This window comes from Serratia sp. T13T92 (genome assembly GCF_047530105.1).
GTDB classification, from domain to species: Bacteria; Pseudomonadota; Gammaproteobacteria; order Enterobacterales; family Enterobacteriaceae; genus Chania; species Chania fonticola.
The window spans coordinates 93,434-106,106 of record NZ_JBLJAK010000018.1; the positions used below are offsets into that span (position 1 = coordinate 93,434).

11 protein-coding genes are annotated in these 12,673 nt (G+C 56.9%); 7 read left to right on the top strand and 4 right to left on the bottom strand.

What is annotated here, in order from left to right:
* Positions 1-11 precede the first annotated feature (11 nt).
* Complete coding sequence (locus tag ACMV5I_RS17400; RefSeq protein WP_414824936.1) at positions 12-443, top strand: hypothetical protein; 432 nt, start codon at positions 12-14, stop codon at positions 441-443.
* Complete coding sequence (locus ACMV5I_RS17405; protein WP_414824937.1) at positions 440-1,861, top strand: FKBP-type peptidyl-prolyl cis-trans isomerase N-terminal domain-containing protein; 1,422 nt, start codon at positions 440-442, stop codon at positions 1,859-1,861. Before ACMV5I_RS17400 ends, ACMV5I_RS17405 begins: the two co-directional genes overlap by 4 nt.
* Before the next feature lie 153 nt (positions 1,862-2,014).
* Here ACMV5I_RS17405 and ACMV5I_RS17410 read toward each other — a convergent pair whose 3' ends face one another.
* Genes ACMV5I_RS17410 through fepD form a run of 3 tightly spaced genes read right to left on the bottom strand, consistent with a single transcriptional unit; the run spans position 2,015 to position 4,912 of the window.
* On the bottom strand, positions 2,015-2,815 hold the full coding sequence (locus tag ACMV5I_RS17410; protein ID WP_021807045.1) for an ATP-binding cassette domain-containing protein: 801 nt from the start codon (positions 2,813-2,815) through the stop codon (positions 2,015-2,017).
* The gene (fepG, locus tag ACMV5I_RS17415) at positions 2,812-3,837 is read right to left on the bottom strand and encodes an iron-enterobactin ABC transporter permease (RefSeq protein WP_202671333.1); all 1,026 of its coding nucleotides are present in this window, start codon (positions 3,835-3,837) and stop codon (positions 2,812-2,814) included. Before fepG ends, ACMV5I_RS17410 begins: the two co-directional genes overlap by 4 nt.
* A gap of 1 nt (position 3,838) precedes the next feature.
* The gene (gene fepD / locus ACMV5I_RS17420) at positions 3,839-4,912 is read right to left on the bottom strand and encodes a Fe(3+)-siderophore ABC transporter permease (protein WP_121607458.1); all 1,074 of its coding nucleotides are present in this window, start codon (positions 4,910-4,912) and stop codon (positions 3,839-3,841) included.
* Between the two features lie 160 nt (positions 4,913-5,072).
* Between fepD and entS the strand changes: the two genes are divergently transcribed.
* Positions 5,073-6,341, top strand: coding sequence for an enterobactin transporter EntS (gene entS / locus ACMV5I_RS17425; RefSeq protein WP_121607457.1), 1,269 nt, complete (start codon positions 5,073-5,075; stop codon positions 6,339-6,341).
* Here entS and fepB read toward each other — a convergent pair.
* Positions 6,328-7,287: a Fe2+-enterobactin ABC transporter substrate-binding protein gene (fepB, locus tag ACMV5I_RS17430; protein ID WP_261457364.1), complete on the bottom strand. Its 960-nt coding sequence runs from the start codon at positions 7,285-7,287 to the stop codon at positions 6,328-6,330. The genes entS and fepB overlap by 14 nt on opposite strands.
* 194 nt (positions 7,288-7,481) lie before the next feature.
* On the opposite strand from fepB, the gene ACMV5I_RS17435 reads away from it, so the two are divergent.
* The 4 genes from ACMV5I_RS17435 to dhbA are packed head-to-tail and all read left to right on the top strand — an operon-like array spanning position 7,482 to position 11,945.
* Entirely contained in the window at positions 7,482-8,690 is a 1,209-nt protein-coding gene (locus tag ACMV5I_RS17435; RefSeq protein ID WP_414824938.1) for an isochorismate synthase, read from the top strand.
* Between the two features lie 10 nt (positions 8,691-8,700).
* A complete protein-coding gene (locus ACMV5I_RS17440; protein WP_414824939.1) occupies positions 8,701-10,329 on the top strand; it encodes a (2,3-dihydroxybenzoyl)adenylate synthase in 1,629 nt (542 codons plus the stop codon).
* 3 nt (positions 10,330-10,332) lie between these two features.
* Complete coding sequence (locus ACMV5I_RS17445; protein ID WP_414824940.1) at positions 10,333-11,187, top strand: isochorismatase family protein; 855 nt, start codon at positions 10,333-10,335, stop codon at positions 11,185-11,187.
* On the top strand, positions 11,187-11,945 hold the full coding sequence (gene dhbA, locus ACMV5I_RS17450; protein WP_414824941.1) for a 2,3-dihydro-2,3-dihydroxybenzoate dehydrogenase: 759 nt from the start codon (positions 11,187-11,189) through the stop codon (positions 11,943-11,945). Before ACMV5I_RS17445 ends, dhbA begins: the two co-directional genes overlap by 1 nt.
* Positions 11,946-12,673: the final 728 nt, after the last annotated feature.

Here is a 12,673-nt window from a genome sequence, read left to right on the forward strand (position 1 = left end):
AGGAATAAAATTTGAAACAGCTACAGAAAACCCGTGGATACCGGCAGCCACTGCTTGCCTGTCTGATCATCAGCAATGTCCTGCTGATGGCTGGCTGCGCGAATGAACGCCCGGTCACCTCGTCTGTCACACCGACTGCGGAGCCTACGCCTGTTGTCGTTGAGACTCCGTCATCCCCGCAAGAACCGACGCCTATAAGCAGGTGTCAGAGCGATCTTGCCGCGTTGCAAACCGTTAGTCCTCGGACCTATGCAGTCAGGAAGGCCAATTTTGACAGTCTGCTGGCCAACGCCTCGTTTTACAGCGGGGTACGTGGTGATGTGAACGCATTGACCAAAAATACGGTAGACGCACTGTATAAATATAAAACCAATCAGCTGTGTACACAGATCGGGCAAGACTTGCTTAACGGACTGATCCGCAAAATGGAGAGCGTGAAATGAAGTTGGGGTTAAAGTATGGTTTGGCCTTGAGCCTGACGTTGCCGGTGGGCTGCGCATTGGGTGCAGAGCAACTCAAGGATAACAGGGCCAGTACCATCCAGGCCTTGGAAGCGATCACCAGCCAAGAGAGTGAGGCTCCGGCGTTGTTGCTGTTGAGCCCTTCACAACTGAATGAGATCAGCCCTCCTGCAGAAAGGAAAGTGAGTAAACCTTCCACCAATACCAAGACCCGCGAGTCATCTCCCCTGCAAGCGCAAATCAAACAGTTGAATGCTGCCCTTGCTCAACGTGACCAAGAGCTGCAGCAACTGCGTCAGGCAGCACAGCAGGATGCGGATGCTCGTGCCGAGGTTAGCCAGTTGAAAAAGACCCTGCAGGAGAATTTGCAGGCGACGGATCAGATGCAGCAGGATATGGTGGCTGCGGCGACGGCTAAAGGTGAGAACTCCAACGAAAACGGTAGGCTACAGCAGGCGCTGGACCAAAGCCGCCAACAGAGCTCGGCGTTGCAGAAGCAGTTGGCTGCCCTGGCCAAAGCACACACCGATAATAGCCAGGAAAACAAGGCGTTGCAGGCAGAGTTGAACGACAGCCGTCAACAGGCCGAGCAAGCGAAAAAGGCGTTGGCCGAGTTATCTGCGAAAGCTGAAGCTAAACCCATCTTGCAGCTTGCGCTGGATGAAAGCCTGCACAACCAACTGACGATGCTGAAAGTAGCCAACGAACAGCAACAGGCGGAAAACAGCCGGCTGCAGCAACAGTTGGCTACGCAGCCTCGAGAAATCATAGAGCCGAAGTCAGAGCTTGAGATCCGTGATTATGCCATCGGCAGTTCACTGGCAGAAGACATGCTGGCCTTGCTCAAACAGCGGGCGGCTCAGGGGGTTGAAGTGGACAGCCGTCTGGCGCTGGCGGGGGTGCAAGATACCTTCGCGGGCAAGCTCAAGCTGCAACCGGAGCAGATCGACAAGGCGTTGGATGCCAGCGAAAAGTTGGTGCAACGTAATGCACAGCAGCAAAAGTTGGACACCGAAAAGGCAGGCGCAAGTTACATCGAGCAGTTTGCCAAGCAAAAACAGGTGAAAAAAGAGGCTTTAGGCTACTTTTACCGGATCGATAAGACCGGAAAGGGGGCTCTTGGCGCAAACAACATGGTCAGCGTGGCGGTAAAAGAGAGCCTGATCAACGGTAAAGTCATCAAGGATATGCAGGCGGCAGGCACCTCGGTCACCCAGTTACTGAGCAGCTATCCACCGATATTCAGAACGGCGATCTCGAAGCTACAAAATCACGGCAGTATCACGATGGTCGTACCGCCAAGCTTGGCTTACGGCGATAAAGGTCTGCCCCCTGATATCCTGCCGGGATCGACCATGGTCTATAACGTAACGGTATTGGATGTCGCGCCTGCCAAGTAAATGGAGTTCGACGGTGGCCGCCTGCGTAAAGGTTTTTCAACCTTGCACGGCCATAGTTAGTTAGACGGCTGGCGCGCTCACGGTGATGAAGTCTCAGTAGAGCCATCGGCTATCAGCCGGTGGCCTGATTTTTCATTGTGAGTTTGCTGTCTGCTATTTCCCCAATGGCACCACTAGCGGCGTATGCGAGACCGGATCGTCGATGATCACGCACTTCAGCCCGTAAACTTCCTCGATCAATTCCGGCGTAACAATGTCTTTTGGCGCGCCCTCTGCCACCACTTTGCCGTCGCGCATGGCGATCAGATGGGTGGCATAGCGGCAGGCATGGTTGAGATCGTGCAGCACCACTACCAGCGTGTAATGATTCACCCGGTTCAACTGGCGCAGCAGTTCCAGCAGATCGATTTGGTGAGTGATGTCCAGCCAGGTGGTCGGTTCATCCAGCAGCAGCAGCGGCGTTTGCTGGGCCAACACCATGGCGATCCACACCCGCTGGCGTTGGCCACCGGAAAGGGTATCGACGGGTTGATCGGCCAACTGTGCCACGCCGGTTGAGCGCATGGCCTGTTCCACTGCCTGCTGATCTTCGTCGCGCCAGCGGCTGAACAGGCTCTGATGAGGGTAGCGGCCACGGGCAACCAGATCGAACACCGTGATATCGCCTGGGGCAATCGAACTTTGCGGTAACAGGCCCAGTTGGCGTGCGACTTCCTTGGTGGGATATTCGCGGATTTGTCGGCCGTTCAGCCACACTGAACCCGCCTGCGGTTGCATCAGGCGGCTGAGGGTGCGCAGCAGCGTGGACTTACCACAGGCGTTTGGCCCGATAATGACCGTCAGTTCGCCGTGAGGAATAGACACTGAAAGATCGCGTGCGACGATTTTCTTGTCGTAGCTCAGCGTCAGGTTTTCGGCACGCAATGGTGCGGTTAACGGGGTTTCAGCATTCATTTTTTTCGTGACTCACGGATAAGTAACCAAATCAGATAGATGCCACCGATGCTGACGGTCAACACGCCGACCGGCAACTGATAAGGCATAAACAGGCGCTGCGCTGCCACATCGGCCGCCAGCAATAATAGGGCACCGGTCAGCGCGGTGAGCAGTAAGACATACTGGTTGGCGCACAGGCGGCGGGCAATTTGCGGGGCGACCAGGGCAATAAAGGAAATCGGCCCGGCCACGGCGGTGGCGGCAGCGGTTAGTATCACGCCGACCAACAACAACAACAGCCGGGAGCGTTCAACCCCAACGCCGAGTGCGCAGGCGGTGTCATCCCCCATTTCCAACAACCGCATACGCCTTGTCAACGTCAGCAATACCAGTAATGCCAGCAGCAGCACCGCCAGCACCGGCAGGCTTTTCGCCCAGGTGATGCCGTTGAGAGAACCGGCGTTCCACAGCCCGGCGGTCATGGACGCTTCCAATGAGGCGCTGACGATCATCCAGGTATTGGCGGCCAACAGCAGGGCACGAACGGCAATCCCGACAATAATCAGGCGGAAGGTTTCTACCCCGTTGCTCCAGGCCAACAGATAAACCACCCCGGCGGTAAGCAGGCCACCGGCCAACGCCCCAGAGGTAATGCCGATAACGCTGCTGTTAAACAGCACGATGGCGACCAGCACTCCGCTATAGGCTCCCGTATTGAAACCAATCACGTCAGGGCTGCCGAGCGGGTTACGCAATAGTGACTGGAAAATCGCACCGCTGAGGCCGAGCGCTGCCCCCAACAGTAAAGCCATGGCCACACGTGGCAAACGCCACTGGGTGACGATCACCGCAAGATTGGCCGGGCCTTCGCCGCGTAACGCGTCGATCACCTGCGCCGCGCTGAGCTGCAAGGTACCAGAACCGAGGGCATAAACCGCCAGCGCAAGGCAGGCGAATAACAACAGCAGGGCAGTTGCCAACGGACGCGCCAGCCGAAACGGCTTTTTGGCGAGGATCTGGCGGGAAACCAACAGGCTCATCTTATCCTCCCCGCCGGAACATACGGCGCTGGCGCACCAACATAATCAACATCGGCGCGCCGATCAGGGAAAGTACGATGGAGACCCGCAGTTCCCCCGCGACCAGAAAGCGCCCCAGTAAATCAGCGCTCAGTAGCAGAATAGGCGTTAAAACCAGCGTCCAGGGCAGCATCCAGTTGAGTTCTGACCCCGCCAGCCGCCGGGCAATGTGGGGCATCATCAGCCCGACAAAGGCGATAGGGCCAACGGCGGCGGTAGCTCCGCCACAGAGCAGCGTAATAGCTAACAGGCCAAGCAGTTGGGTGCGAATAATTCCGGTGCCGAGCGCCGCTGCAAGCTCACTCCCCATGCTCAAGCTGTTCAACGCCTTGCTAAGCCACAAGGTGATCAACGTGCCCAGCAGGATTGGCAATGCGACGCTGCGCACTACCGCCATATTCTGAATGTCCAGTGTGCCAGCCTGCCAAAAACGCAGTTGATCGAACACCAAAGGATTGAGCAGAGCGATGCCGGTGGTCATCCCTTCCAGCACGGCGGCCAGCGCCACCCCGGCCAGCGTCAGGCGTACAGGATTAACGCGGCTGCCGCCCATTGCGCCCACCAGCGCCACCAACAGCGAGGCAAACAGCGCACCGGCAAAGGCGAACCACAGATATTGGCTGACGTTGGTCGCATCAAAGAAGGTAATGCCCAACACCACGGCGAAACCTGCCCCGGAGTTAACCCCCAAGATACCAGGGTCTGCCAGCGGGTTGCGGGTGAGGGTTTGCATCAGCGCGCCAGCCAGCCCAAGCGCGATGCCAGCCAATACGCCGATAAGCGTGCGTGGCAGACGTGCTTCGGTAATGATGACGCAGTCTGCGCCGCTGCATTGGCCGCTCAGCGCGGCGACGACGTTACTGAAAGGAATGGATTTAGCCCCCAGCGATAGGCTGAGCATCATCACCAGCAGCAGCACGGCAAAGGCGCACAGCAGGCCAAACAGGCGTTGCCAGAAGGAGCGGGATAACCCCAGAAACAGAATGCCCCTGCGGTCAGGAAGCGGAGGAGAGCAATTAGGTGTAAGCCGGAACATGACAGCCCATTATTAACTGAATATCAATGATATCTATTATCATTATTGATTGTATTTATCTATGGTAGCATGGCAGCCTAACCAGCACTAGCGCTGAGCCTCTCGAATATCGTGTCGTTGTTTGTGGAAGATCAAGGATATAAGTTGTGGTGATAACAAAATGAATAAACCCTCTATTTTGCTCGATTTTAGCCTGCTTAGGACCAACCCCGCTTTTCGTGCCGTATTCTGCGCCCGTTTTATTTCGATCCTGGCATTGGGCTTGATGGCGATCGCCATTCCGGTGCAGATCCAGGCGTTAACCGGCTCAACCCTGTTGGTCGGGTTGTCGGTGACCCTGGCGGGCAGCGGAATGTTTGCCGGTTTGCTGATGGGCGGGGTGCTGGCCGATCGCTATGAACGCCGTCGGTTGATCCTGTTTGCGCGCTCAACCTGCGGTGTGGGCTTTCTGGGGTTGTGCCTCAATGCTGCGCTGCCAGCACCTTCGCTAACGGCGATTTATCTGCTAGCGGTATGGGACGGATTTTTTGGTGCGGTAGGCGTGACGGCGTTGCTGGCGGCGACACCGGCGATCGTTGGCCGTGAGAATATCGTGCAGGCCGGGGCCATCAGCATGCTGACCGTACGCTTTGGGTCGATCCTGTCTCCCGCTATCGGCGGGTTGGTGATCGCCGGGGCAGGTATCAGCTGGAACTATGCGCTGGCGGCCTTGGGGACGTTGATCACCTTGATCCCGCTATTAAAATTGCCTCAGTTGCCACCGCCGCCACAGCCTCGTGAACATCCATTGAGGGCGCTGATCGGCGGCTTCACCTTCCTGTTCCAGAACAAGGTGATTGGCATGGTAGCGCTGATTGGTGCGTTGATGACCATGGCCAGCGCGGTGCGAGTGTTATATCCGGCCATCTCCGGTATGTGGCAGGTCACTACCCAGAGCCTGGGGATCATGTATGCGGCGGTGCCATTAGGGGCGGCGATTGGCGCATTTACCAGTGGCCGAGTGGCTCAGGTGGCGCGGCCGGGCTGGATGATGTTGATCACGGCGATAGCGGCTTTCGTGGCCGTGGGGTTGTTTGGCCTGATGCCTTGGTACGGCATGGCGCTGTTATGCCTGGTGGTGTTTGGCTACCTCAGCGCGCTGAACTCGCTGCTGCAATATGGCCTGATACAGAACCTTACGCCGGACGCGTTTCTAGGCCGGATTAACGGCCTGTGGACCGCGCAGAACGTAGTGGGGGATGCGCTTGGTGCTTTGCTGCTTGGTGCGATGGGGGCATTTATGCTGCCAGCGATGAGCTCTACCAGCTTCGGTTTTGGTGCAGCGCTGCTGGCAGTGGTGCTGGCGTTTGCCATGCGTGGCCTACGCAACGTGAGCATGGGCGGGCAGAGTGAGAAACTCCAACCCGCCACCGCGACTACGGAGAAATAAACAGCTTTTCCAGACGCGTCAGCAAGTTGCTGGCGCTGTAATAATCCAGGCGGAAGGTGTCGTTCCCCAATGGGTAAACCCGCTTATTCTCCACCGCTGGCAGATGAGCCAGGAAACTGTTGCTCATCAGCCGCTGTGCATCACTTTCATCGTTGGCGAATAACAGCAGCGTTTGCCCATTCAAGCCTTCCGCCAGGTTTTCACCGCCGAGCTGCACGATGTCTTTACGCGCCCCTTGGCTGGTGCTGGCGTTGAGCTTTGGCGGCAAAGTGGCCAGGGTAAAGCCTAGCTGTTGCAGCAGTTGCCCTTGGGATGAGTCGGCGGTCCACAGGTTGGCATTCTTGCCATCGCTGCGAAACACCAGTGCCGTTATGGGTTGGGGTGGCAATGTCATCTGCTGTTTCAGCGTTTTCTCACGGCGATCAAACTCACTGACGATCTTCTCCGCCTGTGCTTCATGGCCGGTCGCTACGCCGAGTATGTTGGCCAGTTCCTGCCAGCTTTTATCGTCGTAGTTCACTACCAGCACCGGAGCGATTGCTGACAGTTGATCGTACAGGCGCACCGCGGAGTCGGCCCCGGTAGCGGACATCACAATCAGGTCTGGTGCCTCACCGGCGATCGCCTCGGCGTTGGGTTCACCAATATATAACCGCTTCACTCCGCGTTTGGCCGCAATCTCTCCCCACTGGTGGAAAAAGCCCTGCCGATCCGATAGCCGGTTGTTTGGGCTGGTGGCTCCGCTGGCAATCACTGGGGCGTCGATCGCCAGCAGTGTCCCGGTAACCGTCACGCTGGTGGAAACGATGCGCTGTGGGGGTTGGTTAAGGGTGATAACGCCGTGCGAGGTTTCAATACTGCGCGGCCAGGCTTGAGTCTCGGCTTGGGCCACGCTCAACGCCAGCAGGCCAAACAGCGCCAGGCTGAGCCGCAGGGGAATTGACATCGGTGAGATCCTTTTAATCCGAATGATTATCATTCATTGGTCAGAAACCACCAAGTTTAACCGTTAATGTGGGTTAGCAGAAGAGGTTACGTTTATTGACATGGTTAGTTCTGGCAGGTACTTTATCGCGGATGCAATACAAATGATAATCATTATTATATTGGTTATTGTTAATGAAACAAGAGGAAGTACCTATGGACGTAGCCGTTAAGGGCGCTGCGCAAAAGGACCTGCAACAGGGTGTAGATCTGGCACAGGCCGCCACAATATCCCCGACTTCAGGTTTCTTTTTTACCTCGCCTTTTCGCAGTCTGAGCACCCAGGGATGCTTTGCCCGCATCACCATGCCAGCGGTTGATGGCGATGACCTGCAGGGCCAATTCCAGCAGGCGATACAGCAGGCCTTTGCGCAGGCCCGCAAGGCAGGCATCAAGGATCCGCTGCTGTGTGGCGCGATCCCTTTCGATACTCGTCAACCCTCGTCACTGTTTATCCCGCAACAGACGCAATGGTTCGATCGCGAATCCCTACAGTCCAGTTTGGCGCCTGCTGCTGGACCGATCCCTGAGATTGTCCGGCAAACCGAATTGCCAGCGCAGCCGCAGTTTATGCAGATGGTTAGCGATGCCGTACAGGCAACTAGCGGTGATCGATTGGATAAGGTGGTGCTCGCCCGCCTGTTGGACATTGAAACCAGCAAGCCGGTAGACCACGCAGCGCTGATGGCGCGCATCATTGCCCAGAATCCGCACGGCTTCCATTTCCACGTGCCGCTGGCAGAGGGGGCATTGGTGGGAGCCAGCCCAGAGCTGCTGCTGCGTAAATTTGGCGACCAGTTCCATTCCAATCCGCTGGCGGGATCGGCACGGCGCGAAAGCGATCCGCAGCGGGATCGGGCCGTCAGCGAACAGCTGTTGGTGTCAGGCAAAGACCGTTATGAGCACCAGATCGTGACCGAAGGCATGCGCCAGGTCCTGGTTGGGCGTTGCAGTCATTTAAATATTCCCGCTATCCCGGAGCTGCTCAGCACCACTACGTTATGGCATCTTTCGACGCCAATCGACGGTGAAGTGGCCGATCGGGCAGAGAATGCCCTGTCGCTGGCCTGCCTGTTGCACCCGACGCCGGCATTATGCGGTACCCCAACGCTGGCAGCGCGCGATCTTATCGAACAGCTTGAGCCGTTTGACCGGCAGCTGTTTGGTGGCATCGTCGGATGGTGTGACGCCGAGGGCAACGGAGAATGGGTCGTTACCATACGTTGCGGCACCGTCAAGGGTAATCAGGTACGCCTGTTTGCCGGTGCGGGCATCGTGCAGGACTCTTCCCCGCAGTCCGAATGGCACGAAACCGGTACCAAACTCAGCACCATTCTGCGTGCGTTTGGCCTTAATCAAGGATAGAGAGTCCCCCATGACTATTGCTTTTACCCCCTGGCCTGAAGAGTTCGCGCGCCGTTACCGCGAACGCGGCTATTGGATCGATCGGCCTTTGACCGACATCTTGTCCCGTCAGGCAGATAACGATGCTATTGCCATGATCGACCCGCAACGCAGCTTAAGCTATCGCCAGCTGGAACAGCTTTCCGACCGTCTAGGTGCCGCCTTGTTACGGCGCGGACTGCAATCGGGCGATACCGCGTTGGTTCAACTTGGCAACGTGGTTGAATTCTATGTGGTGTTCTTTGCTCTGTTAAAAATCGGCGTGGTGCCGGTGAATGCCCTGTTCAGCCATCAACGTAGTGAACTGAACGCCTATGCCAGCCAAATCAAGCCTGCGCTGCTGATTGCCGATCGCGATCACGCCCTGTTTGCTCAGGATCAGTTCCTGGATACGTTCAGAGAACAGCATCCTTCGCTACGGGTGGTTGGGCTGCGTAATCAGGCCGAAGGTGAACAGGCGTTGGCGGCTTGGCTGGAAGAGGAACTCGGTGCTTTTGAACCGAGGCCAACGGCTGCCGATCAGGTAGCGTTTTTCCAGCTTTCCGGTGGCAGCACCGGCACGCCGAAGCTGATCCCGCGCACTCATAACGATTATTACTACAGCATCCGCCGCAGCGTGGAGATTTGCCGTTTTGACAGTGCTACCCGCTATCTGTGTGCGTTGCCGGTGGCCCACAACTATCCAATGAGTTCTCCGGGCGTGTTGGGGGGGTTTTACGGTGCCGGGCTGGTGGTATTTGCCAGCGATCCTGCGGCTGCCCAATGCTTCAAACTGATCGAACAGCATCAGATCACGGTCACCGCGTTGGTGCCGCCTGCGGTTACCCTGTGGTTACAGGCGATCGAAGAGTGGGGCAGCAATCAGCCGTTAGCCAGCCTGGCGCTGCTGCAGGTCGGCGGAGCCAAATTGGGGGAAACCCTGGCAGCCCGCATACGCAATGAGATCGGCTGCCAGTTGCAGCAGGTGTTTGGCATGGCCGAAGGGCTGGTGAACTACACATTGCTGGATGACGACGACCAACACATTCTCACCACCCAAGGCACGCCTATGTGCCCGGACGATGAGCTGTGGGTGGCAGATGAACAAGGCAATCCGCTGCCGGTAGGGGAAACGGGCCGCCTGATGACCCGTGGGCCATACACCTTCCGCGGCTATTACCAAAGCCCTGAGCATAATGCCGAAGCCTTTGACGAGAACGGTTTCTACTGTTCCGGCGATCTGATCAGCCTGACGGCGGACGGTTATGTGCAGGTGCAAGGGCGGCAGAAAGACCAAATCAACCGCGGTGGCGAAAAGATTGCCGCAGAAGAAATTGAAAATCTGCTGCTGCGCCACCTTGCGGTGATTAACGCCGCGCTGGTGTCGATGCCGGACGATCTGATGGGGGAAAAAAGCTGCGCCTTTATCATCGCGCACGAGGCCATCAAACCCGTGGTGCTGCGCCGCCATCTGCGTGAGCAGGGCGTGGCCGAATTTAAATTGCCCGACCGCTTTATTCAGGTGGAGTCACTACCGTTAACCCCGGTCGGTAAAGTCGATAAAAAACTGCTGCGTGAACGCCTGGAAGCGCAACAACTGGCTCAGGCCAAAGGAGAATAAGTCATGGCGATCCCTAAACTTAACGATTATGCGTTGCCAACGCCGAGCGAACTGCCGGTTAACAAGGTTAACTGGGCCTTCGAGCCACAGCGCGCAGCACTGCTGATCCACGACATGCAGCAATATTTCCTCAATTTCTGGGGCGAAGATAGCCCGTTGATCAAACAGGTGGTCGAGAACATCGCCGCTCTGCGCCGCTACTGCAAGCAACAGGGCATCCCGGTGTTTTATACCGCGCAGCCTAATCAGCAAAGCGATGAAGACCGTGCCTTGCTGAATGATATGTGGGGGCCGGGGCTGAACAAGCATCCTGAGCAGCAGGCGGTAGTCAGCGAATTGGCACCGGAAGCTGACGACACGGTGCTGGTTAAGTGGCGTTACAGCGCGTTCCACCGCTCGCCGTTGCAAGAGATCCTGCAAGAAAGTGGGCGCGATCAGCTGATTATTTGCGGCGTCTACGCGCATATCGGTTGCATGACCACGGCTATCGACGCCTTTATGCGTAACATCAAGCCGTTTATGGTGGCCGATGGCCTGGCAGACTTCTCCCGCGAGGAACACCTGATGGCTCTGCGTTACACCGCTGGGCGCTGTGGCCGCGTGGTGACCACCGCCGATCTGCTACCCGGTATTGCCAGCATTGATGCGCTGCGCCAGCAAATTATCCCGTTGCTTGATGAAGATAGCGAAGACATCGGCAATGATGAAAACCTGATCGATTACGGCTTGGACTCGGTGCGTATCATGGAGTTGGCAACCCGCTGGCGTAAAATTCGTGAAGATATCGATTTTATTGCACTGGCCAAATCACCCACGATCGATAGCTGGTGGGCGTTGCTTTCCGAGAGGAAATCCTGATGACCAAAGAACAGGAATTTAGCGGTAAACGCGTTTGGGTGACCGGTGCTGGAGCGGGGATTGGTTATCAAACCGCATTGGCATTTGCACAGAGTGGAGCCGAGGTTATCGGCTTCGATCTGCATTTTGGCGATCTGGACTATTCATTTCGTACCGAAGTGCTGGATATCACCGATGCTGCTGCGGTAGATAGCGTTTGCCAGCGACTATTGGCAGAACATGAGCGGTTGGACGTGTTGGTCAATGGGGCTGGCGTTCTGCGCATGGGGCTGACCGATGAAACCAGCAATGCGGACTGGCTTGCCTGCATGGCGGTGAACGCCGGTGGTGCCTTTAACCTGTTCCGTCATACCTTGCCGGTATTCCGCCGTCAGAAGCAGGGGGCCATTGTGAGCATTGCCTCTAACGCGGCCCATGTGCCACGTGTTGGCATGGCGGCCTACTGCGCCTCCAAGGCCGCGATGCGCAGCCTGTGTCAAACTGTGGGGCTGGAAATGGCGCCTTATGGCGTACGCAGTAACCTGGTTTCCCCCGGTTCGACCAATACCCCGATGCTGCGCGGGATGTGGCAGGACGAACACGGCGAAAGCAATATGATCAAGGGTTTCCCCGACCAGTTTAAGTTGGGTATCCCGTTGGGCAAGATTGCCCAGCCGCAGGAAATTGCCGATGCGATTCTGTTCCTGGCGTCTGACCGGGCTAACCATATCACGATGCAGGATATTGTGATTGATGGTGGGGCGACGTTGGCGGCTTGAGTTTGGGGTGAGCGGTTGATTTGAAGAGGGGGCTGATTATTCGGCCCCCTTTTTTGTTTTTGGAGGAAGTTAGTTTTGCAGGATGACTGGCTGTTTGCGTTCGTCGATAGTTAGGTTAATGGCGATATTGCTGGTGGCACAGACTGTTCCCTCTCCTTGGGGAGAGGGCTAGGGTGAGGGAGATATCACCGCGGGCTGAGGGGGCGATCGCCGGGTAGGTCAAAAGAGTGGGGTGCTTGCATTAGGCACCGGTACGGTGGGGCGTGCAGGATGATTGGCTGTTTGCGTTCGTCGATAGTTAGGTTAATGGCGATATTGCTGGTGGCACCGACTGTTCCCTCTCCTTGGGGAGAGGGTTAGGGTGAGGGAGATATCACCGTGGGTTGAAGGGGGGGGCCGGGTAGGTCAAAAGAGTAGTAGGGTGCGGACATTAGACACCGGTACGGTGGGTCGTGCAGGATGACCGGCCGCCGCCGTTGTCTCGCAAGCGAGACTCGAACCTGAACGCAGGTTCTCACCCACACGACCCTTCTTTGCGTATGTGGTGAAGGAGATGGCACTGTTGTGGGGAGCGCACATGCGAAAAAGGCGCCTAAAGGCGCCTCAGACTGATGACGAACCCCATTATTTTGATGGGGTTCGTTGTTTTTAGCGACCGTAGGTCGCGATCGCGATATTTTCCCACCACACTGCTTTTTGCTTTTTCTGAGGGCCTCTATGGGGCTCCT